Below are 20,650 nucleotides of genomic sequence, written 5' to 3' on the forward strand. Positions count from 1 at the left end.
TCGGGCGGCGGGCCCTCGGCGATGTGCCGCGCGGCGGCCGCGATGCTGGCCTCGTCCTCCAGGTCGAGGCCGGTCTGGGAGCGAGACAGGGCGTGGACCATCTTGAACCGGCCGGAGCCGGTGAGCCGCTCCGCGAGCGCCGAGCCGATGCCGCCGCTCGCGCCGATGACGACGGCTGAGCTCACGCGGTGCTCGCTGGCGCACGGCGAACGAAGTGCCACGCGACCGAGGTCAGGGCGAAGAAGCCGAGCGTGATCCAGATCAGGGTCACGCCCGAGGCCGCCACGGCCCAGGCGCAGAAGGCCAGGCTGATCAGGGCCGCCAGCCGCCAGCGCCAGGCCGAGGTGAAGCGCATCAAGGCGAGCGCGCACAGCACATAGGCGACGAGGATCAGGACCGTGGTCATGCCGATCAGCAGGCCGAACTGGTCGGCCAGGTTGGGCTGGGCCGACAGGATGGCGATCAGGCTCATCAGCGCCGCGTGGATCAGCGGATTGGACACCGGCGTCCGCTCGCCGGTCCCGAACGCGGCGGGCAGGAAGCCCCGGCGGGCGGCCGAGCGGGCGGTCTCGCCGGTCAGCATGATCCAGCCGCCCAGCGTGCCCATGGCCTTGGCGATGGCGCAGACGGCGACGAACCCGGCCGCCGCGGCCCCCATCACTCGTCCGGCCAGATCCGCGAACGGGCTGGTCGAGGTCGCCAGGTCGGAAGCCGGGATGACGCCGAAGACCGCCACGCTGGCGGCGATGTAGACGACGGCGGCCAGCAGCACGCCGCCAAGCGTCGCCCGGCCGACGTCCCGCTCGGGATCCTTCAGCCGGGCGGCCAGGACGCCGGCGCTCTCGACGCCCAGGAAGGCCCAGAAGATCAAGGCCAGAGAGGCGGGCACGCTGGACGCCAGGGGCACGTCGGCGGGGTTCCAGGACGCGGAGAACACCTCGGGCTGGAAGGCGGCGAAGCCCGCGACGATGGCGATGACCAGCGGCGCCAGGCCGATCAGAAGCGTCGCGCCGCCGAAGCGGGCCACGATCCGCGCGCCACCCATGTAGGCCAGGGTCATCAGGCAGATGAGGCCGACATTGCTGAGCGCGCCCGCCCAGCGGCCCTCGAGCGCCGGAAAGAAGTAGGCGAGATAGCCCGTCGCCGCGACCGCGATGGCGCAGTTGCCGACCCAGCCGGCAGCCCAGTAGGCCAGGGAGGCCTGGTAGCCGAAGAAGCGTCCCAGCCCCTCGCCCGCATAGTCGGTCAGGCCGTCGGCCTGCGGCCTGAGACGGCCAAGCCCGGCGAACATGACCGCCAGAGCCAGGGCGCCTACGGAGGCTACGATCCAGCCGATCAGGCTGGAGCTGCCCACCGGCGCCAGGGTCGAGGGTAGCAGATAGACGCCGGAGCCGATCATGTTGCCGGCCACCAGCAGGGCGGCGAGCCCCCAGCCGAGCTTCTTCTGGGGCGTCATCGGTGGACCTCCGCGATGCGGCTCTGGAACCAGGCCACGCCGGCCTCGTGGGTGGGGCTGAGCACGCCAGTGTCATAGGCGCCGGCGGACAGGTTCTTCTGGACGGCCTCGCAGATGGAGGCGTCCTCTGCGGTCAGGCGGTCCGACGCCTCGAGCGCATCGGCGAGCGCATCGGGACCATCGTCGCGCAAGAAGAGGTAGTCGAGCCGCGTGCGGCCGGGGCCGTCGGGGACCATCCGCTCGATCATGGCGCCGTCGCGATAGACGTTGACCGCCAGGTTCGGCCACAGCCAGCCCCACAGCCCGGCCTGGGGCCCGCCGCTGTTGGCCGCGGATTCCTGGATGACCAGTTCGCCATCGACCCAGACGCGGTAGTCGGCGCCCAGTTCCTGGGTCAGAACCGGGTGGACGGCGGGGATGTGGTAACTCTCCAAGTAGTTCTCGGCGTAGACCTTCCAGTCACAGGCCAGGCTGTGGGTCCGTTTCAGGGCCGGGCGAGGGATGGACAGGCCGCGCTCGCTCATCAGTCGCTCCAGCGAGGAGACGTGCTCGGACAGCGGAGGGCCGTCCTCGGCCAGGCTGACGAAGACCAGGCCACGCCAGGCGTCGAGCCGCAAGGGGAACAGGCCCAACTCGCGGGGATCGAAGCCCTCGGCCGGGCCGAAGCCGACCGCCGAGCGCAGCCGGCCGTCCAGGGTGTAGCGCCAGCCGTGATAGCGGCAGACCAGCTCGCCCTCGCAGCGCCCCGAGGCGCCCTCGACCAGAGGCCCGGCCCGGTGGCGGCAGACGTTGTGGAAGCCGCGCAGGCCCCCGTCCTTGCCGCGCACCATCATCAAGCGATGGCCTGCGATCTCGGCGGCCACCCAGTCGCCGGGCTCCGGCGCTTCGGCTTCGTGGCCCAGGAACAGCCAGGCGCGGCCGAACACCGACTGACGCTCGCGGGCGTAGGCGTCGGGATCGCCATAGAGGCGGGCGGGCAGGGTGCGCTGCATATGGCCGAGCTAGGCCCTGCCGGAGGCTCGCGTCAATCAGACGGTGACGGCGACCCGCTCGCACATAACGGCGTGGGTGGCCCCGGCCGAGGCGGCCTCCTCCGCCAGCGAGGCGGGCAGACCCAGCACCATGACCGAGGGCGCGACCCGGCGGGCCGCCACCATGACCTGCTGCGCCGCCTGCCGGCCGATGGCCGTGTCGAAGTCCAGGCCGGTCAGATCGAGCGACACGCCCTTGAGCCCGGCGCTCTCGAGCCGATGCAGGGTGGAGAGGTCCGGCGGGGATCGGAGCAGCAGGCCACGCTGCTGCGCCTCGATGTGGGACATGCAGCTTTGCAGCGTCTCGGCTTCCAGATCGGGCGGAGCCGCCAGCACCTCGACGAGCAGCCGCGTGGCGTCGGGGTGGCCCTTGAGGCCGGCGTAGAGCAGCGAGAAGCGCCCGCGCGGGCTGGCGATGGTCGACCAGCAGGCCGGGGAGACCACCGCGCCCGGCCCTGTATTCCGCAGCAGGTCCAGGCCGCGCTGGAGCGTGGCGGCGTCCAGCTTCATGACATCGGCCGGCTCCAGCCTGGGCTTGCCGCCGCCGAAAGGGCCGGAGACGGGAAAGGCGCGGCTGAGGGAGCGGCTCAGGTGCACGCCCGCCGGGGCGCGGCGTCTGAGGTCGAACAGCGGGCGGGCCGTCAGCCGAACGCTGAGCTCGGCCCGGCCGGCGATGAAGGGAAAGGCCAGGCTGTCGGCCGCGGGCGGGGCGAAGGAGCGAGCCTCCGGCGAGACGCGCCCGTTGTCGGGACGCCGCCCATCGTCATAGGACTGGGCGTAGGGAGCATGCAGTTCGGGCATGGCCGACTTCCGTTCGTACTCGGCTTCCCCCTTCGGCCGATGAGGTTACAGGACAGGCCAGAATGCGCGCGCGAATCTGGCTGATCGGTCAACGAACAGGGTGAACTCTTGGCGGCGTGAATCGGTTGATCTAAGGCCGTCGCCCGACCGGAGCCCGCCCATGCCTATCACGACCGTCGGCCTCGATGCCGACGACACCCTCTGGCACAACGAGACGATCTTTCGCCTGACCCATGACCGGTTCGCCGACCTCCTGGCCGAGCATGGCGACCGGGAGACGATCGACGCCCGGCTGGCCGAGGTGGAAGGGCGCAACCTCCGGCTCTACGGCTACGGGATCAAGGGCTTCACCCTGTCGATGATCGAGACGGCCATGGAGCTGTGCGACGGCGCGGCGCCGCCCGAGGTGGTGCGCGAGATCCTGGCGGCGGGCCGCGAGATGCTGGGCCATCCGGTCGAGCCCCTGCCGGGGGTCGACGACTGCCTGCACGCCCTGTCGGAGCAGTACCGGCTGGTGCTGGTCACCAAGGGCGACCTGCTCGATCAGGAGCGCAAGCTGGCCGCCTCGGGGCTGGGCGAACTCTTCGCCGGCGTGGAGATCGTTTCGGAGAAGACACCCGCCACCTATCGCACCGTCTTCGCCCGCCACGGAACCGGGCCGGAAGAGGCCGTGATGGTCGGCAACTCGCTGAAGTCGGACGTGATCCCCGCGCTGGAGGCCGGCGCCTGGGCCGCGCACGTGCCCTATCACATCACCTGGGCTCACGAGATGGCCGACGCCCCGTCGGGACATCCGCGCTTCCGGGTGCTGGACGCGATCTCGGATCTGCCGGACTGGCTGGAGGAGGTCGGCTAGGCGTCGATCCGTCGCCAGCCCGCTCGCTCCAACTTGCGTCGCCGCAACTGCGGGATGAAGCCGCCGTAGATCGCGACCCCGACGAGGCACAGAAGATCGACGAGCCGATAGTAGGGGCTCTCTGGTCCAATCCCCATGAAGACTTCCGTCACGATGCTGACGATGACAACGCCCAGCACCGCCAGGAAAGCGTGCAGCCAAAGGCCCGCGAACAGCATGGCGAAGACACCAAAAAGGATGCCGTAGACTCGCCAGCGGTCGCTCACATGCCGCCGCGCCCCGTCAGACGGCCTTTCATAATTCACAGTGGCCATTGAGCGGAGGCCTACAGTACCCCGATCATGCTCGCCACCAGCGGGTGGCGCACGATGTCTTGCTCGGCCAGGCGCACGACCGTGATGTCGTCGACCTGTTCGAGCCGCTCGGCGACCGAGGCCAGGCCCGACAGTTCGGGCAGCAGGTCCGACTGGTGCGGGTCGCCGGTAACGACCATGGTCGAGTGCCATCCGAGCCGCGTCAGCAGCATCTTGAGCTGGACGTAGGTGCAGTTCTGTGCCTCGTCGATGACCACGAAGGCGTTGTTCAGGGTGCGGCCGCGCATGTAGCCGACCGGGGCGATCTCGATCAGCCCCTCGGCCATCAGGGCCTTGACCCGCTTCATGCTCAGCCGGTCCGACAGGGCGTCGTAGAGCGGCCGCAGATAGGGGGCGAGCTTGTCCTCCATGTCGCCGGGCAGAAAGCCGATGGACTCGCCGGCCTCGACGGCGGGACGGGAGAGCACGATGCGCCCGACCTTGCCGGCCTCCAGCGCCTCGACCGCCTTGGCGATCGCCAGATAGGTCTTGCCCGTGCCGGCCGGGCCCAGCGCCATGACCAGGCTGCGGCTGTCGATGGCTTCCAGCAGGCGGGCCTGGCCCTCGGACTTGGGCTTGATCGTTTTTAGATAGCCCTGCTCGCGATCGTGGTCGTTGGCGCCCAGCGGCGACCAGCCGCCGCGATGGTCGACGGGGAGCCGCCGAACCTTTCCGTCGTCGTAGGCGGCTTCACGGGCCTGACGCTTGAGGGCGCGCTTGGTCATCACTGTCTCCGGGACAAGAAAAAGGGCGAGGCCGGAAGCGGCTCGCCCTGGTCGAGGCTGATGATGGAGCGGACGAGGCGGGTGGGCGGAGCAACGCCCCCGGCGTCTGGACCCTTCGGCGGAAAATCCCGCCGGCGAACCGTACGCGACACCCCGTTCTCCACGCTTGGCCGAAGCGTTAGGCTCCGGCTACGGACCCGAGGGCGACCCCTCGAATCGCTGAACGACTTTGATGCTAACGTGGTTTCCGACAGGTTAAACCCGCAGAAAAATAGCGCTGCACAGGAAAAACGGGCGTATTCGGATGAATATCTACAGCCTCGGCGACAAGAAACCGCAGCTTCCGCCCGAGGGCGAATACTGGATAGCGCCGACCGCAGTCGTCCTAGGCGACGTGATTCTGAAGCGGGACGCAAGCGTCTGGTTCGGCGTCGTCATCCGCGGCGACAATGATCCGATCACCATCGGCGAGCGCTCGAACATCCAGGACAATTCGGTGCTGCACACCGACCTGGGCGTGCCCCTGACCATCGGCGCGGACGTCACCGTGGGTCACAAGGCCATGCTCCACGGCTGCACCATCGGCGACAACAGCCTCATCGGCATCGGCGCCACGGTGCTGAACCGCGCCGTCATCGGACGCAACTGCATCATCGGCGCGCACGCCCTTATCCCGGAGGGTAAGGAGATCCCCGACAACTCGCTGGTCGTCGGCGCGCCGGGGCGCGTGATCCGCGAGCTGGGGCCCGAGCAGGCGGCGTTCCTGACGGCCTCGGCCGAGCACTATGTGGCGAACTGGAAGCGGTACGCGGAGGAGTTGGGCGGACAAGCGCGTCTGCAGGCAAAAGTTGAGGAAAGCCAAACCACAATGTAAACGAGCGTGATGAGGTCCTTCACGCACGTCATCAGCCTCGGGAACCGATGCGCCACGGCCTACAATCTTCGGCGCCATTTCAGCTTCGGTGATGGCCACCTGTTCGATTGGTGGATCACGCCCTATCCCGGCCTGCTGGCCCTGCTCGACAACCTGTCGGCGGACTGGCTCTATGACCCCGCCAGTCTCGAAATGCTGCCCGACAACAGGGCCGTCCGGCACAGGCCGTCAGGCATAGAGTTGACCCACGACTTCCCGCGCGTCGGCAAGCACGCGGGGCCGGTGACGGTTGACTTCCTTGACTACCTAGACCGCCCAAAGTCCCGCGCCGGCTATCTGATCGACAAGCTCAAGGGCCTGAACTGCCCCGGCGAAAGGATCTTGTTCGTCCGCGAGGCGGCGGTCACATCTGCCCTGTCGGAACGCCTCGCTGCTCTTCTTCCGCTCGCCCGTTTCGAGGTCGCCAGCATCGAGCCGGTTGCCAACCTCGGCGACTGGAGGGGTGATCCCGCTCTGTGGGACGCCGCCCTGGCCTCACTCGAGGCCCGCCTGATCGGAGACCACAAGCCATTCTCCGAACCTGGAGAGGTTCAGCCCGTGCTGCGGACCACAGACGCCTAGTGTTCGCGCATAAGTCGCAGTGGGCCGCGATACCCGCTAGGCTTGCGTTTCCCCGACGCTCGCCGGTATGTACGAACCGTAGTTGGAGGAGGCAGTATGGCCCTTGAACCGTCCCGCGAGATTGATCCGCACGGGGTCGAAGATGAAATGGCCTACTGGGAAAAGGTGTTTAACGAACACGCCGTAACCCCGTCGGGCTACCTGACAGCCAAACTCTCCCCGGCGACGCCTCTCCCTCAGCAGATATTTCGAGCCGTTGACGGTGACCAACGCAAGCCGTCTGACGTGGTGAAAATCCTGGACGTTGGCTGCGGCCCGCTCTCGGTAATCGGCACTTCAGCGCCGTTCTCTGTGGCCCTGACTGGAGTGGACCCCCTCTCCGAACACTACGATCGCCTACTATCTAAACATAATCTCAAGCGTCCACATAAGAGCGTCCCCGGCCTAGCCGAAGAACTGACTAGGATCTTACTTAACCAAAAATTCGACTATATTTATAGCCGCAACGCGCTAGATCATAGTCAAGATCCTCGTATTGCAATCCGCGAAATGCTCGCCTTGGCAAAGGTTGGCACTCAAATCCACATCAATGTTTGTGAGAACGAAGCTGTCAATGCGGCGTACAGCGGCTTCCACCAGTGGAACTTCACATCCATTGACGACAGAGTTGCTATCTGGACGCCAGCGGCAATCACATTTCTTGACCATGTCATCGGGGGCCGCCCTTATTCCTTCGCGATCAGCAGACTCGAGCGAGGAAATAACGTCCGATATGGCGATCAGATTGACATAACCATCCATAATAATTTTGAGAGGACAAGTGACCTTCCCGCCGCATCGGACGGCGTGCGCGCCGCCTATTCAGCCAAACACGGCTGGCTGACGATTTCGGCGGAAGCTGCGGTTGATCCCACGGCCAGCTGGTTCGTTCATGCCCAGGGGCAGGATGGTCACATAAAGCCCCTGTCCTTCCGGCATTACGAAGATCTTCCGACAAGATCCTTCATGCTGCCGCCGGGGCTAAGCAAGGTCGAGATCGGCCAGTTCCACGTGCGCTTTGAATCGGCCGACGAGCGAGCATACAACAATCTGTGGCGCGCCCAGGTCGCCATTGTGCATTGACGTCAGGCGAACACCGGGGTGATCGCTTATTTGGATTCAGAGCAGCCGAAATACTTCGGCATTGGACTGAGCCGAACTGGCACGACTAGTCTCCACGCAGCGCTTCTCCAGTTGGGATTCCGCTCACACCACTGGGTGGTGGACTGCGAGGATCGGCTGGCCGACGCAGTCGATGCATACGCGGCCAATGCTATCTCCGATCTAAACGCGAGCTATTGTTTCGAAACACTATACTACGCCTTTCCAGCGGCCAAGTTTATCTACACGCAACGCCCGGAGGACCAGTGGGTCGAGGCAGTTAAGAATCACTATGGGCTTGAGAGCCCGCAGGACCTCAAAGAGTTACTCAGGCAAATACCCGTCTCGGATTGTCCCGGCGTCTGTGAAGTTCACCGCCCTCTTTTCCACCTGATCCACCACGCGATCTACACCGGTCATCCGACTTGGCTCGCGGCCTATCGTGCTCACGACGCCCGCGTGAAAAGCTTCTTCGGCGCACGACCAGATAAGCTATTGGAAATCGACATCTTCTCCGGGGCCCCCGTTTGGCCGGCCCTCTGTGACTTTGTAGGCCGGCCATTGGAAGGTGGCGACTTTCCCCGACTAAACTGGAGAGGTGGATCCAAGCTTCGGCGATACGTGCATTACGGTGGTGACACGGCGGCGAAGTCAGACAGGATCAACTCGAAGAATCCACCACCTCCGCTGTGACCCGCCTGATTTCGATCGGAAGACCGAGGATGGCATGCAACCCGATATAATCGCCGTTGCCGGCAATCATGGTCGGGACTGCCCAGGTGAATTCGAACGTGCTGAAATCTTGCCGGAGGCGGAAGTTGCGCCACCCGCTGTTGCCCACGTCATTGGTCGAATAGGCGACGGCCAGGCCGGCGCGCCTGACGCCGCTGGATGCTCTCGCCTCCACACTTACGCGGACGATGGCTCCGCTCGCCGCCTTTTCGAATTCGTCCGGAAGACGCAAGCAATATCCGCCTGTCCTTCCGTGGGGCATGCAGTCGTCCCGCCCCTCCGACAGGCGCAGCACGCCTTCCGTTATGTCCAACTCAACGACTTGGTCCGACGAAGGGACGCCGGGGTGCGCCGAGTCCCTGAAGTTCCAAGACACTGCGCGCGCCGTAGACTGGGCCGTAGATTCATTTTCCGCTGGGCGCGCGGTCGACCTGTCCCTTGCCCAAATTCTTCTGGTCAATGTGTACCTCCCTGTTGAAATGCCGCCGCGGTTGTCTCCAGTTCGGCGGCCCATGCGCGCTTACGCTCGATAAGTGATCTCAGGACGCTGGCTCGTCCGAGCGAGATCAGGTCATGGACGAAGTAGTGGGCCGTGTGGCGCCGGAAGCTGGCGCACGGTTCCGCGTATAGAGCCTCGTTCAGACGACGGTGCGCGGCTCTTGCGCTCTCAATCTGACTGCGGCTTGGGTCACAACCTTCGAGCCTAGATTGCAGGGCCGAGTGCAGTGACAGGTCTTCCGCGAAGTAGAGCTCAGCCTGAGCCAGGACCTCGTTTTCCTGAGCCCTTTGATACGATTCCACGGTCGCATCGATGAAGCGTTCATTGTACCGAGGTATTGGCACTGGCGCGATCTGCAATACGGAAGTTATGAACGACATCGCTCTACCGAGCGTCTCATCGTCATAAACTACGTCAAAGAGCTCGATAGCTCTCAGCGCATCTTTAGCATTAGCGTTGACACTGGAAGAATAAGACGGAAACGCGCGGAGAATCTCCCGGCACATGGTGTTCTGGCGCTCTTCTAGAAACGCCTGAGCCGCCAGTACAGGCAATCCTGCGTCGCGACGAACTCGACAAAGGTGATGGTACTCGCTGACGGCGCGATCTACTGGGTGCCGCAAGCCAATAGTTAGGTACAGTGGTCGATCACTATAAATAGCCAGAAGGGATTCGTGAACATAGTGGCCAAATATAAATCGGATATCGGCACTCTCGCGCTCACTAAAATCTTCACGGGACTCAGCAATGTTGTTTGTGAATGAGGAGCAAATGTAGCTACTTGAAAGTGGAAGTGCGTCTCTAATCGAAATTGCGAGAGAAGTCCCTGCGCATTTCGTCAAGTGTAAACCTATGACGACTGACGAGTAATCGTGCGATGCGATCGAGTGTGGTTGGGACGGCATGGGTAGAGGTCACAGCCCCAATCTAATCGTCGTCGAATAGGCCAGCCGCATCTGCTGCTGCATGGCCTCGGCGTCCGCGGCATCGCCCATCATCCCGTTCAGGTTGCGGTGCCGCGCCGGCAGGCGGATCATGGCGTCGCGGATCTGGTCGTCGGCGGCGGTGCGGCTGACGTGGGTCTCGCCGGCCAGGATGTCGGAGACGGCCTGCCACATGGCGCGCTTGCGGAACCAGGCCTGTTCCAGCCGTTCGGCCGGGATCACGTGATCCACCCACATGTCCGGGTGATAGAGGATCCGTTCAACCCGGATGTGGCGGAACAGGGCGATCTCCTCATTGCTGAGCAAGCCGTTGGCGCCGGAGCGGCCGAGGCTTTCGTTGAAGCCGCCGAAGCTGCGCAGGACCTCGGTGGAGATCGCCATGTTGGCGCCGACGATCCATTCACCGGCCTTGAGCGGACGGGGCAGGGGGCTCCAATCGACGCAGGACAGGTACTCCGCCAGTTTCGGATAGAACCAGGCGGGCGGCTCCTCCGGAAACAGCGGCGTGACGCGACCGCCGAAGGCCGGCGGCGGCTCTCGATCCGAGACGATCTCCTTTACGGCCGCGGGCCAGCTGGGCCGCATCAGGATGTCGTCGTCGAGATAGACGACGTAGTCGCCCCGCGCCTCCTCCAGCCCCTTGTTGCGAGCCGCCGACAGGCCCACCCGGTCGCAGACGGTCTGGCGCGTCCCCTTCGGCGCCTTGAGCTTCTTGCGGTCGGCGGCCGGGGTGTTGTCGACGACCAGCACCTCGAAGAAGGCGTCGTCGTAGACCCCGACCGCGGCGATGGACTTGAGCGCGGCCGCAGCCAGGTCGTATCGGCGGAAGGTGCAGATCACGAGGGTTACGCGAGGGTTTGCCTCGGACTTACGCGGCGGCATCGGTGACTCTCAGTTGATGGGCGAAGGCCTCCGCCGCGACCTTGAGACGCAGCGCCTCTTCGCCCACCTGCGCGTCCAGGAAGTCTGCGATGAAGGCGGCAAGGGCCTGGGAAAAGACGTCCAGCTCGACGCCGGCCATGATTTCTTCGATCCGCGAGAGCCGGTCGTGCCTCACGAAGTAGATTTCGCCGAACTCGTCCACGTTGTCCGCAGGCAGGACGAAGCTCGGCCACCGCCCATGCCAGTCGCCTGGGCGGATCATCAGGTTCAGGTCGTCGCCGAAGTGCGCGACCCGCAAGGGAACCGTGATCACGGCCTGCGCCTCGGCGCTGAGTACGGCGTACACGGCGTCAGTCACGTGCCCGTCGGCGGACGCGAACACTGTCCGCACGGATTGCAGGGCGACGTCCTGGGCCGGAGGTTCCGTCAGGGCGGTGATCCGGTCGGGCGACAGGGGCAGGTACATCAGGCCGCCTCTCGCTGGACCGCGTGGAGGGTCTCCACCAGCTTCACCAGGCACCGGTCGGCCTTGGCCCGGTTCACCCAGACATCGTCCGAGGTTGCCGCATAGGTTTCACCGGGCAACGGCTGCGGTTCTGCCAACCGAGCTAGCGAGATCAGGTCGCCGATGACGGCGTTCTGGGCAGGCGAGAGCCGCGATGGGGCCAACTCGACTTCCGAGAGCACCTGCGGCCGGACAAAGACGTCCAGGAGGGCGCTGCTGTCGAAGCGGCCGTCCGTCGAGACGATCTGATCGACCTCCAGGGAGGCAGGGGGCTCGGGGCTTCGCGCCAGGTGAAGTGCCAACAGGGCCTGGGTGGCCGGCTCCCAGAAGAACGGGCCGGTCAGTGTCGGCGCATAGCAGGGGATGGCGTCCGGACCGGTCGAGGTCAGGCAGGCGGTTAGGTGAATGGCTGTCGGCGCATCGCCGAACCTTCTGTCGCCCACGGCTAGCGGCGTCCTGGTCGCAGGCTTGCCAAGAACCACGCTGGGTCGCGTGTGCGCCTCCGCCGTGGTGACGTCGGTGAACACCTCGACACCCGAGGCGATCTTCGTCTGAATGGACTCGAACAGCGAGCTATCGATTACGACGGAGACGCGGACGTGGTCGCGGAGCACGCGCGCATATCCCAGATAGAGAATGGTGCGCAGAAGCCGCGCGTTTTCCGCCGTGTCCGCGGCGTTGAGGAGGACGCTGGGCCGATGGTCGACGAGAGCCCTGCGCAGTTCGGCTTCTCCAGACTCAGCCGCCGCCATCATGGATTTCGACACGGCGCGCGCCTGACGGCTCAGAAGACGCCGGACGGGCCTGTCCCAGGACCAGTCAGCTACCGCGACCGCCAGCTCCTGTGGCGTCTCGAATATCCAGTCTTCGGGCAGCGGAATTCCCTTGGCGGCATGGGCGGCGCAGAGGACCGGCATTCCCCGGGCCACGGCGTCGACGACCTTGATCTTCAGCCCCGAGCCGTCGAACAGGGGTGCGACCACCAGATCCGCCGCGTCATAGAGCTCGTCCTCGCTCCGCACCTCGCCAAGCAGGCGCACCGGCAACGAGGTGCGGACGTGGGCGCAGACACGACCAGCGATCACGACATCCACCGGCGCGAAGCTGGAGCCAACTTCGCGCTCAAGCGCGGCCAGAAAGGCGTTCAGGCCATCGACGTTGAACGGGTGAGCGCTACCGATGAAGCCGACCGTCAGGGTCTCGGGGTCGCGGTATGTCTCACGCGCCGGCGTGCCGGCTAGTCGCCCCTCCGGAGCGTAGGGGATGGTGACGATCTCGCTGGAGACCATTCCCTCCAGCAGTTGCGCCTCGTCTTGCTGGATCGAGATCAACAGATCGGCCCGATTTAGACCGAACACCTCATCCTCACGGGTGGGAAGGAAATACTCCGGGCGGCGCCCTGTACGGCGATAGAAGTCGAGCCGCGGATAGAAGACATCGTGCAGCTCGATGACCTTGGCTGTCCTGGGTGGGCAAAGGGTGAGCGCCTTGCTCAGCCAGACATTGTGAGCCACGACGACGTCGTAGGTGGTGAGCTCCAGTAGCTCGCGGATGCGTGTCTCCAGGTCGTGGGACCACCATTCATCAAGCTGGTGGCATTCGCCGGACAACGGGGGGAGCCCTGCGTTCCGCGGCGCGGGCGTCGGGAAATAGCCGTCGATCAGCTTGCGAAGCTCGTCCGCGAGATCCGGAGGCGATCCCCAACGCCAGGGCTCCTCGAAGCAGATGTGGAGCATGTCGATGCGGGAGACGGCGCGCCGAAGACTCGCCAGGCTTTGCAGCACGCGCAGTCTGTGACCCGCATTGGCGGGGACAGGGGCGAACGGCGTGATGACGAGCGCGCGCACCTATCCCTCGCTCACGAGGATGCGTTCGAAGCCGAATGCGGGCGGCGCGACGCCTCCGGCGTTCGGTGCCGAGGTTACGACGCAGCGGATCCAGGACTCGGTAGCGGTTTGGGGCAGCCGCCAGCTGAAGCTGTCGCCCTGTCGGCGCGGCGTGGGCTGGGCGAGCCGATTGATGGAAAGCTCGAGCCGGGCGGACTGCCCGGCGTCAAACGCTACGCCTTCGAGGGTCAGGTGGAGCCGGCCCGACGGACGGCGAAGCACGAAGCTAAGGGACTCTCCGCTCGAGACCCACCGGCGTACTGCGCCCGACCCCAGCACCGAGTCGCCACACCCCGTCAGGGCATAGTCCGGCATTCCGGCGTCGTAACGCCAAAGCAACGCTTGCCGCACCCTCGGCCCCCGACTCTCGCTCCCGGGCGCTCCCAAAAGGCCCTACGCGGTCAACACAATGGCAAGGCGTGTATTAGAAACCAACAATCTAAAGTTGTATCGTCGCCAATGTTGGAGCGATCAGGCCGCGATATAGGCTGGAGCAGGCGGACTAAGCGATCCGCCTTCCGTCCACGGCGGCGAGGCGCAGGCGAGGCTGGCCCGGTCGAGGTTCGGGGGCGACGGCCATGCGGATGGCGATTTCGCGCAAGGGCTGGCCGGCGAGGCGGGCCAGCGGCGTGGTCGGCTGGACGAGGCCGACCAGGCGATCCGGGGCGCCGGAAGGAGAGAGCAACGGCGCGACGGTGATCTCCAGCGCGACCTCGCGGGCCAGTTCGGTGCGGCCCATGGCGATCAGCACGACGGGCGCGCCCTCGCGCACGGACTGCAGGGCCGAGCGCTGGGCCAGGGGCCGGGCCGGGGCCGAGAAGCCGTCGAGGAAGCCGGTTCCCTTGACCGTCCGCCCGTACAGGTCGCGCAGCATCTCTCCGGCCAGGCGGTAGGTGAGGCGCTCCGCGCGCGTGAGCACGAACAGCCGCGGCATCAGCTCCGACACCTCCGCCACGTCAAAATCAGCGCGTAGCGGGGCGCGTCCGTCCGCCAGGGACGACCAGTAGCCGATCAGCTTCTGCGTGCCGGGATGAAACACCGCGGGCCTCCTGGAGGCGCGCGGCGCAAGACGCCGGCCAGAATTGGCTAACGGAAACGAAACGGTTTCGCCCTCGAATGGACGATCAAGGCGGCCTGCGTCCGGCGGGCGGCGAACCGGGAGTCGGCGATGATCCTTCGCCTCTTGCTCAAGTGGGGCCTGGCCATTGTGGCCGCCCTGACGGTGCTGGCGCTGGCCGACGCCGCCGGCGCGCAGTCCTGCCCGGACGAATGTCCGCCGCCGCCGCCGCCCCCCTGCGAGGACGAATGTCCGCCGCCGCCCTGCGAGGACGAGTGTCATCCGCCGCCGCCGCCGCCCAGCTGCGGCATCGAGGTGTGCATCGACATCGACGTGAACGTCGGCGCCCGCGCTTCGGCCGCCTCCCGGGCCCAGGCCCGGGTCGAGGCCTTCGCGGAGAGCGAGGGGCTCGGCCGCGGTTCGGGCCTTGGCCGGGGCTACGCCAGCTTCTCGGTCCAGGCTCCGCCGCCGACTGTCATCAACAACCTGGTCGTGCAGGGCGCGGCGCGCGTCGTCCGCGTGCCCTACCAGGAGCGCCGCCGCATGGAGCGTCGCGTGGTCATCCAGGCCGTCTGCATCGACTCCCGCAGCGTGCCGCATCCGGCCTCGCGCATCCGCCCCGACCGCGACATCCGTTCGGACTATATCGGCGAGCTCTACCGCTGCATCGCCGGCTCCTGGCTGCAGGTCACCATCGCCACCTACGAAGGCGGCGAGTTCAACTTCGACGGTGGCGAGAGCCTGACCTGCCGGGCCGGCGAGGCGCTTTACCACGGCGCCGGCGGCTTGCTGGAATGCCGTCCCCAGACGCCCGAGCGCGACTGCTTCGAGCGCAGCCTGCTGCGCCGTTTCGGCGCCGGCGTCTTCGTCCTGACGATGGTTCGCGAGGAGCTCTACGAGGAGTATCGCGAGGAGACGGTGGTCGAAACCTATTCCGGCATGAGCCTGGTGCTCGACGGCGGCGTCGGCGGCCGGGTTTACTGAGCCCGACAGGCCGGTTCAGCCTGCGGTCATCGACCGTGTGAGAGATTGGAGCGTCGACTCTCCGTCGACTTCCTGAGCGCCTTCAGCCCTCGCCTCGAAAGAGGCGGGGGCTGTTTTTCATTCCGGATCGCCGCGGGGCGTGACGACGGCCCGCCACGCGCGCTCCGGCCGGAGATAGGCCTGAGCCGCGGCCTGGAGGTCGGCGGGCGTGATCCGCTCGAGGTCGGCGAGCGCCGAGCGGATCGCCGGAAGGCGCGTCTCGTCGGACTGGAGGTCCGAGAGCTGCCCCAGCCAGTATTCGTTGGTGTTGCGGGCGCGTTGCAGGGCCTCGACCACGGGGCGTCGGGCGCGTTCGAGTTCGTCGGCGTCGATCGGCGTCTCGCGCAGCTGGGCGGCGATCCGGTCCACGTCGGCGAAGAAGCCGTCCAGCCGGTCCGGCGGCGCCTCGATCGAGGCGGACAGATAGCCGTAGCCCGGGAAGGTCCAGCTGGTGCTCGAGGAGGCCGAGGGCGAATAGGTCACCGCCTGACCCTCGCGCAGTTCCTCGACCAGACGCAGGCGCATGACGGCGGACAGCAGGCTGAGCGTCCGGGCCTGGAACACGTCGGCGCGGGCGTCCGTGGTGGACCAGGCGACGAAGCCGAGGCCCTGATCCGCTCGGCCGCCGTGGGTCAGCCGGACCGTGTCCGCACCCGCCGGAAAGCGGATCGAGGTGTCCGTATCACCCTGCGCCGAGCGCGGCGGCAGGGCGCCGAAGGTCGCGGCCGCGGCGGCGATCGCCGCGTCCGGATCGACGTCGCCGACGATGATCAGCTCGACCGGGGCGTTCGCCAGCACGGGCGCCAAGAGGTCGCGCAGCCCCTCGACCTCAGCCGATGCGATCTGTTCGGCGTCGGGGAAGTTCCAGCGCAGATCGCCGCCGCGCAGGGCGTGGGCGGCCTCGCGGCTGAAGACGCCGCCGGGCGTGGCGTCCAGCTGCCCCAGCGCATTGGCGTAGACGGTGCGGATTCGCTCGAAGGCCTGGGGTGCGAACGCCGGGTCCGACGCGTAGGCGGCCAGGAGTTGCAGCTGGACTTCAAGGTCATCCGGCCGGGCGCCGCCCGACAGGACGAAGGCGTCGTCCTCCAGGCCGAAGCCGCTGTGGACGACGCGCGACGCCAGCACCGCCTCAAGGTCCTCGCGGTTGATGCGGTTGAGGCCGCCCTCGATGAGAGCCGACGACGCGGCCCAGATCGGCGTGACCCGGTCGTCAGGCAGGCCGGAGCGGCCTGTTCCAATGCTCGCGCGAACCAGCACCTGGTCCTCGCGGAAGTCCGTGGGCTTGATCGTCAGGCGCACCCCGTTGGCGAAGCGCACCAGCGTCACGCCCAGGTCCTCGATCACCGACCGTTCGACCACCTCTCCAGCGGGGCCGAAGTCCTGATACGGCCAGTCCGCCGCGGCATGACCGGCGACCGCCTCCAGTGTCTCGCCCTGCGCCTCGGCCAGCGCGGCCATCACGCCGGTCTCGCCGCCGTCCACGGGTGTCATGGCGGCCAGGAACACCAGCGGGCCGTCACCCTGCATCGCCTCGCTCAGGGCCGCGTTCACCAGGGCCGGCGTCGCCTCGGCGGCGAAGACCTGGAAGCGCGCGTATTCCGCCGCCGGAGCCGAGAAGACCTCGTCTTCATGAACACTGTCGACGATGGCGTCGGCCAGGGTCGGCGTGCGCCGCGTGCCGGCTCCCGCCACATAGGTCTGATAGGCGGCCGTCTGCTCGGCGATCTCGCGGTCGAGCTCGGCCTGGGTGACGCCGAACTCAAGGATCCGGCGGCGTTCGGTCTCCATGGCCGTAAGGGCCTCGCGCCACCGGCCGGGCTGCAGGCTCGCGGAAATCTGGAAGACGTCCTGGGCCCTGAGGGTGGTCGTGCGATAGGCGCCGGCGGCCACGAAGGGCGGGTCCTCGGCGCGCGAAAGGCGTTCGAGCCGGCGGTTCAGCACGGCGAAGCCGAGATACTGAATGAAGTTGCGGCGTCGCTCCGCGGCCGTGTCCGGCTGAAGCGTCGGCGGGGCCACCCAGGCAAGCGTCAGGCTTGGCTGGACCCCCGGCTCGACCATGATCCGCGCCTCGGGCCCGCGCGGCTGGACAGGACCGAGGTCGGGCTCGGCGCCGTCGGACGCCGGGTTGGTCCAGTCGGAGAATTCTTCGCGGATCTTCGTCTCGAGCGTATCGACGTCGAAATCACCGACCGCCACCAGGGTGGCGCGCTCGGGCCGATAATAGGCGTCATAAAGGGCGGTGAAGCGCTCGCGCGGTGCGGTCTGGAGCACCTCGACGTCCCCGATCGGGAAACGTTCGGGCGGAAGCTGGTCCCGCATGAGGAATTCGTAGCGCTCCAGCGCGACGCGATAGGCGGGGGAGTCGCGAGAGCGTTCCTCCGACAGGACGATGCCGCGCTCGCGGTCGATGGCGTCTGCGTCGAGGGTGGCGTCGCCGACCATGTCCCGCAGGATCATCAGGGCGGTGTCGACCGTCTCGTGATCGGTGCGGGGCAGATCGAGCTGGTAGACGGTCTGATCGAACGAGGTGAAGGCGTTGGTGTCCGGCCCGAAGGCCAGCCCCAGCCGTTCCAGGATCGGGAGCAGCTCGCCCTCCGGCACGCGCGCCGTTCCGTTGAAGGCCATGTGTTCCATGAAGTGGGCCAGGCCGCGCTGGTCGTCGGCCTCCATCAGCGAGCCTGCGTCGATGCGCAGGCGCAGCGACGCCTGCCCTGGCGGGGTGGCGTTGCGCATCAGGGCGTAGCGCATGCCGTTGGGCAGAGTCCCGAAGCGGACGGACGGGTCCGGCTCGACGTCGCTGTCCACATGCGCCCAGGTCTCGTGAGACGGAGATGGGGCGAGGGGCTGCGGCGCGCCCGCCGGGACGCAGGCGGCCAACGCCAAAACGGCGCCGAGGACGAACGGCTTGACTGGGAACATCAGGGTCTCGGACGGGTGACTGGGATCAGGGTGACGGCCCGTCCCGCGATTGCAACCCGTTTCGTCCGCCGACCGTCAATCCGCCAGGCTGAGGGTGGCGCCGTTCAGCCGGCAGACGTCGACCCGGAACAGCCGTCTTTCGGCGCCGCTGTCGAACTCAGCCCGCAGATCGTAATGGCAGCCGCCCAGCCCCGGATCGAGGGTCACCACGCCGCTGTCGCCGGCCACGATAGCAGCTCCAGACAGGCGGTCATTGCCCCAGCTCTCGGCGTCTGGCCGCGACAAATGCAACGCCGCCAGATCGGAATGGCCGTCGTTCTCGATGGTGAAAGTGACGCGACCAACCGGTTGGGCGATCACGCCGAAGGCGAAGAAAGACCCGCACAACCCGGCGAGTCCCATGAAGACGTAGCGCTTTCTCACGGCGAAGCCCCCCGGCGGCCAGTGACGGCGAAGCTTGGCGCTCAGCGAGGGCCAGAGTCGAGTCAGCGCGCCTGCGAGGCGAATCGCGCGTGCGCCAGCCGGAGGATGCGTTTCGTCTCGTCCCAGGCGACGCGGGCGACCGCCTCGTCGATCGGGACGAAGGCCGCTTCGGCCGCGTCGTCGCCCGGGACGGGCTCGCCTGAGACCCAGCGCGCGGCGTAGTCGATCAGGACATAGTGGCGCCCGTCCGCAGGAAACAGGCCATCGACGACCTCCACCAGCCCCAGGATTTCGGCCGATACGCCAGTCTCCTCCATCAGCTCGCGCAGAGCCGTCGCGACGGTGCGTTCACCCGGCTCGACCCGTCCGCCGGGCAGGCTCCATTCCCCCAGGCGCGGCGCGCGGCCCCGGCGGATCAGCAAAACCTCGTCGTCGCGCAGGCACACCACGCCGACGGCAGGGACGGGCTGCATTGCTTTTTGGCCGTCGTTCGGGGGAGACATGGGCCATGGATAGCGCCGCCCTGTCGGAACTGAAATCCGCCGTCGGCGACGACGGCTGGACCGACGACGCCGAGCGGATCGCGCCGCATCTGGTCGAATGGCGCGGCGCCTGGCGCGGCGAGACGCCCCTGATGCTGACGCCCGGCTCGACCGAGCAGGTCGCCGCCGCCGTTCGAGTGTGCGCGCGGCATGGGATCGCCATTACCCCACAAGGCGGCAACACCGGCCTCGTCGGCGGCCAGATCCCTCAAGGCGAGGTCCTGCTGTCGCTCGGGCGCATGCGTCGGGTGCGCAGCGTCTCGCCGCTCGAGGACGTGATGGTGGTCGAGGCTGGCCTGACCCTGCAGGAGGCGCAGGAGGCCGCCGCCGGCGCCGAGCGGATGTTCCCGCTCAGCCTTGCGGCCGAAGGCACGGCGACGGTCGGCGGGGTGATCTCCACCAATGCGGGCGGCACCCAGGTGCTGCGCCACGGCGTGGCGCGGGACCTGGTCCTCGGCCTTGAGGCGGTGCTGCCGGACGGGTCGGTGTTCCATGGGCTAAAGCGGCTCAGGAAGGACAACACCGGCTATGACCTGAAGCAGCTGCTGATCGGGGCCGAGGGGACGCTGGGCGTGGTCACGGCGGCGGCGCTGAAGCTGTTCCCGGTGATGCGCTCGCGGGCGACGGCGATGGTCGGGGTGGCCTCCCCGCAGGCCGCGCTGGAACTCCTGGCCCTGGCCAAGTCCGAGACCGGCGGGGGCGTCGAGGCCTTCGAGATCATGGGCCGGCTTGGGCTGGAGCTGGTGCTGGAGCACATCCCCGACACCCGCGAGCCGCTGGAGGCGCCTGCACCCTGGACCGTCCTTGTCGAGCTAGTGTCGGGAGAGGAGGGCGCGGCCGACCGCGCGCTGGGGCGGCTGCTGGAAGGCGCGCTGGAGTCTGGTCTGATCCTCGACGCCGCCGTGGCCCAGAACGCCGCCCAGGCTTACGGTTTCTGGCGCCTGCGCGAGGACATGTCTGCCGCCCAGAAAGCCGCCGGTGGCGGCTGGAAGCACGACGTGTCCCTGCCGCTGACGGCGATCCCCGCCTTCATCAAGACGGCGGACGCGGCGCTGCTCAAGGCGTTTCCGGGCGTGCGCCTGGTCTGCTTCGGCCACCTCGGTGACGGCAACCTGCACTATAACGTCGTGCCCCCGCTGGGCGCCGACCCACAGGCCTTCGCCGCCCGCCGGGACGAGGGCGCCCGGATCGTCCACGATCTGGTCGCGGCCATTGAGGGCTCGATCTCGGCCGAGCATGGCCTGGGCCGGCTGAAGACCGACGAGGCGCTGCGCTACAAGGACCCGGTCCAGGTCGCCGCCATGCGCGCGGTCCGGCAGGCGCTGGATCCACAGCGGATCATGAACCCGCGGGTGCTGTTCTGATGTCATCCCGGACGCGC

At 67.2% G+C, this 20,650-nt stretch carries 21 protein-coding genes and 1 pseudogene; 7 read left to right on the forward strand and 15 right to left on the reverse strand.

Annotation, left to right across the window (positions count from 1 at the left end; genetic code table 11):
• The 4 genes and pseudogenes from Q0M60_RS05855 to Q0M60_RS05870 all read right to left on the reverse strand — a co-directional run.
• Positions 1–185: pseudogene (locus tag Q0M60_RS05855) on the reverse strand (C-factor); the annotation flags it as partial.
• Positions 182–1,456, reverse strand: a complete 1,275-nt coding sequence (locus Q0M60_RS05860; RefSeq protein WP_296817161.1) for an amino acid permease — start codon at positions 1,454–1,456, stop codon at positions 182–184. The pseudogene Q0M60_RS05855 and the gene Q0M60_RS05860, both read right to left, overlap by 4 nt.
• Positions 1,453–2,448, reverse strand: coding sequence for an aromatic ring-hydroxylating dioxygenase subunit alpha (locus Q0M60_RS05865; protein WP_296817164.1), 996 nt, complete (start codon positions 2,446–2,448; stop codon positions 1,453–1,455). The genes Q0M60_RS05860 and Q0M60_RS05865 overlap by 4 nt, the downstream gene beginning before the upstream one ends.
• A gap of 36 nt (positions 2,449–2,484) precedes the next feature.
• Positions 2,485–3,288, reverse strand: coding sequence for a hypothetical protein (locus Q0M60_RS05870; RefSeq protein ID WP_296817166.1), 804 nt, complete (start codon positions 3,286–3,288; stop codon positions 2,485–2,487).
• A 160-nt stretch (positions 3,289–3,448) separates the two neighbouring features.
• Here Q0M60_RS05870 and Q0M60_RS05875 point away from each other — a divergent pair, with 160 nt between their 5' ends.
• The gene (locus tag Q0M60_RS05875) at positions 3,449–4,144 is read left to right on the forward strand and encodes an HAD family hydrolase (protein ID WP_296817168.1); all 696 of its coding nucleotides are present in this window, start codon (positions 3,449–3,451) and stop codon (positions 4,142–4,144) included.
• On the opposite strand, the gene Q0M60_RS05880 is transcribed toward Q0M60_RS05875, so the two are convergent.
• The gene (locus tag Q0M60_RS05880) at positions 4,141–4,410 is read right to left on the reverse strand and encodes a DUF2628 domain-containing protein (RefSeq protein ID WP_296817172.1); all 270 of its coding nucleotides are present in this window, start codon (positions 4,408–4,410) and stop codon (positions 4,141–4,143) included. The genes Q0M60_RS05875 and Q0M60_RS05880 overlap by 4 nt on opposite strands.
• 59 nt (positions 4,411–4,469) lie before the next feature.
• Positions 4,470–5,222, reverse strand: a complete 753-nt coding sequence (locus Q0M60_RS05885; protein WP_296817174.1) for a PhoH family protein — start codon at positions 5,220–5,222, stop codon at positions 4,470–4,472.
• A gap of 304 nt (positions 5,223–5,526) precedes the next feature.
• Here Q0M60_RS05885 and Q0M60_RS05890 point away from each other — a divergent pair, with 304 nt between their 5' ends.
• The 4 genes from Q0M60_RS05890 to Q0M60_RS05905 all read left to right on the forward strand — a co-directional run bounded on the left by Q0M60_RS05890 (position 5,527) and on the right by Q0M60_RS05905 (position 8,550).
• A complete protein-coding gene (locus Q0M60_RS05890) occupies positions 5,527–6,096 on the forward strand; it encodes a gamma carbonic anhydrase family protein (RefSeq protein ID WP_296817176.1) in 570 nt (189 codons plus the stop codon).
• A 9-nt stretch (positions 6,097–6,105) separates the two neighbouring features.
• Positions 6,106–6,717: a hypothetical protein gene (locus Q0M60_RS05895; RefSeq protein WP_296817178.1), complete on the forward strand. Its 612-nt coding sequence runs from the start codon at positions 6,106–6,108 to the stop codon at positions 6,715–6,717.
• Between the two features lie 96 nt (positions 6,718–6,813).
• Positions 6,814–7,839, forward strand: a complete 1,026-nt coding sequence (locus Q0M60_RS05900; protein WP_296817180.1) for a methyltransferase domain-containing protein — start codon at positions 6,814–6,816, stop codon at positions 7,837–7,839.
• 18 nt (positions 7,840–7,857) lie between these two features.
• Positions 7,858–8,550, forward strand: coding sequence for a sulfotransferase (locus tag Q0M60_RS05905; RefSeq protein ID WP_296817183.1), 693 nt, complete (start codon positions 7,858–7,860; stop codon positions 8,548–8,550).
• Here Q0M60_RS05905 and Q0M60_RS05910 read toward each other — a convergent pair.
• From Q0M60_RS05910 to Q0M60_RS05935, 6 genes are all read right to left on the reverse strand, one after another.
• Entirely contained in the window at positions 8,519–8,821 is a 303-nt protein-coding gene (locus tag Q0M60_RS05910; RefSeq protein ID WP_296817185.1) for a hypothetical protein, read from the reverse strand. The genes Q0M60_RS05905 and Q0M60_RS05910 overlap by 32 nt on opposite strands.
• A 1,181-nt stretch (positions 8,822–10,002) precedes the next feature.
• Entirely contained in the window at positions 10,003–10,914 is a 912-nt protein-coding gene (locus Q0M60_RS05915; protein WP_296817188.1) for a glycosyltransferase, read from the reverse strand.
• Positions 10,901–11,380, reverse strand: coding sequence for a hypothetical protein (locus tag Q0M60_RS05920; protein WP_296817190.1), 480 nt, complete (start codon positions 11,378–11,380; stop codon positions 10,901–10,903). Before Q0M60_RS05920 ends, Q0M60_RS05915 begins: the two co-directional genes overlap by 14 nt.
• Positions 11,380–13,266, reverse strand: a complete 1,887-nt coding sequence (locus Q0M60_RS05925; RefSeq protein ID WP_296817192.1) for a glycosyltransferase — start codon at positions 13,264–13,266, stop codon at positions 11,380–11,382. Before Q0M60_RS05925 ends, Q0M60_RS05920 begins: the two co-directional genes overlap by 1 nt.
• A complete protein-coding gene (locus Q0M60_RS05930) occupies positions 13,267–13,620 on the reverse strand; it encodes a hypothetical protein (protein ID WP_296817195.1) in 354 nt (117 codons plus the stop codon).
• Between the two features lie 187 nt (positions 13,621–13,807).
• The gene (locus Q0M60_RS05935; protein WP_296817197.1) at positions 13,808–14,344 is read right to left on the reverse strand and encodes a PAS domain-containing protein; all 537 of its coding nucleotides are present in this window, start codon (positions 14,342–14,344) and stop codon (positions 13,808–13,810) included.
• Between the two features lie 129 nt (positions 14,345–14,473).
• On the opposite strand from Q0M60_RS05935, the gene Q0M60_RS05940 reads away from it, so the two are divergent.
• Entirely contained in the window at positions 14,474–15,346 is an 873-nt protein-coding gene (locus tag Q0M60_RS05940; RefSeq protein ID WP_296817200.1) for a hypothetical protein, read from the forward strand.
• A 117-nt stretch (positions 15,347–15,463) separates the two neighbouring features.
• Here the strand turns inward: Q0M60_RS05940 and Q0M60_RS05945 are convergent, their stop codons facing one another.
• From Q0M60_RS05945 to Q0M60_RS05955, 3 genes are all read right to left on the reverse strand, one after another.
• Entirely contained in the window at positions 15,464–18,304 is a 2,841-nt protein-coding gene (locus tag Q0M60_RS05945) for a M16 family metallopeptidase (protein ID WP_296817202.1), read from the reverse strand.
• 75 nt (positions 18,305–18,379) lie between these two features.
• A complete protein-coding gene (locus Q0M60_RS05950; protein WP_296817205.1) occupies positions 18,380–18,727 on the reverse strand; it encodes a hypothetical protein in 348 nt (115 codons plus the stop codon).
• A gap of 62 nt (positions 18,728–18,789) precedes the next feature.
• A complete protein-coding gene (locus Q0M60_RS05955; RefSeq protein ID WP_296817208.1) occupies positions 18,790–19,200 on the reverse strand; it encodes an NUDIX hydrolase in 411 nt (136 codons plus the stop codon).
• Positions 19,201–19,235: 35 nt separating this feature from the next.
• Between Q0M60_RS05955 and Q0M60_RS05960 the strand changes: the two genes are divergently transcribed.
• Positions 19,236–20,633 (forward strand): FAD-binding oxidoreductase, encoded by a 1,398-nt coding sequence (locus Q0M60_RS05960; RefSeq protein ID WP_296817211.1) that lies wholly within the window; start codon positions 19,236–19,238, stop codon positions 20,631–20,633.
• Positions 20,634–20,650: the final 17 nt, after the last annotated feature.

The sequence above is a fragment of the Brevundimonas sp. genome (assembly GCF_024711105.1).
In the GTDB taxonomy this organism is placed as follows: domain Bacteria; phylum Pseudomonadota; class Alphaproteobacteria; order Caulobacterales; family Caulobacteraceae; genus Brevundimonas.

Excerpts from the sequence above, each read along its gene's own strand:
- Q0M60_RS05860 (WP_296817161.1), bottom strand. The coding sequence starts at position 1,456 with ATGACGCCCCAGAAGAAGCTCGGCTGGGGGCTCGCCGCCCTGCTGGTG.
- Q0M60_RS05865 (WP_296817164.1), bottom strand. The coding sequence starts at position 2,448 with ATGCAGCGCACCCTGCCCGCCCGCCTCTATGGCGATCCCGACGCCTAC.
- Q0M60_RS05870 (WP_296817166.1), bottom strand. The coding sequence starts at position 3,288 with ATGCCCGAACTGCATGCTCCCTACGCCCAGTCCTATGACGATGGGCGG.
- Q0M60_RS05875 (WP_296817168.1), top strand. The coding sequence starts at position 3,449 with ATGCCTATCACGACCGTCGGCCTCGATGCCGACGACACCCTCTGGCAC.
- Q0M60_RS05885 (WP_296817174.1), bottom strand. The coding sequence starts at position 5,222 with ATGACCAAGCGCGCCCTCAAGCGTCAGGCCCGTGAAGCCGCCTACGAC.
- Q0M60_RS05890 (WP_296817176.1), top strand. The coding sequence starts at position 5,527 with ATGAATATCTACAGCCTCGGCGACAAGAAACCGCAGCTTCCGCCCGAG.
- Q0M60_RS05895 (WP_296817178.1), top strand. The coding sequence starts at position 6,106 with ATGAGGTCCTTCACGCACGTCATCAGCCTCGGGAACCGATGCGCCACG.
- Q0M60_RS05900 (WP_296817180.1), top strand. The coding sequence starts at position 6,814 with ATGGCCCTTGAACCGTCCCGCGAGATTGATCCGCACGGGGTCGAAGAT.
- Q0M60_RS05915 (WP_296817188.1), bottom strand. The coding sequence starts at position 10,914 with ATGCCGCCGCGTAAGTCCGAGGCAAACCCTCGCGTAACCCTCGTGATC.
- Q0M60_RS05920 (WP_296817190.1), bottom strand. The coding sequence starts at position 11,380 with ATGTACCTGCCCCTGTCGCCCGACCGGATCACCGCCCTGACGGAACCT.
- Q0M60_RS05930 (WP_296817195.1), bottom strand. The coding sequence starts at position 13,620 with ATGCCGGACTATGCCCTGACGGGGTGTGGCGACTCGGTGCTGGGGTCG.
- Q0M60_RS05940 (WP_296817200.1), top strand. The coding sequence starts at position 14,474 with ATGATCCTTCGCCTCTTGCTCAAGTGGGGCCTGGCCATTGTGGCCGCC.
- Q0M60_RS05945 (WP_296817202.1), bottom strand. The coding sequence starts at position 18,304 with ATGTTCCCAGTCAAGCCGTTCGTCCTCGGCGCCGTTTTGGCGTTGGCC.
- Q0M60_RS05955 (WP_296817208.1), bottom strand. The coding sequence starts at position 19,200 with ATGCAGCCCGTCCCTGCCGTCGGCGTGGTGTGCCTGCGCGACGACGAG.
- Q0M60_RS05960 (WP_296817211.1), top strand. The coding sequence starts at position 19,236 with ATGGATAGCGCCGCCCTGTCGGAACTGAAATCCGCCGTCGGCGACGAC.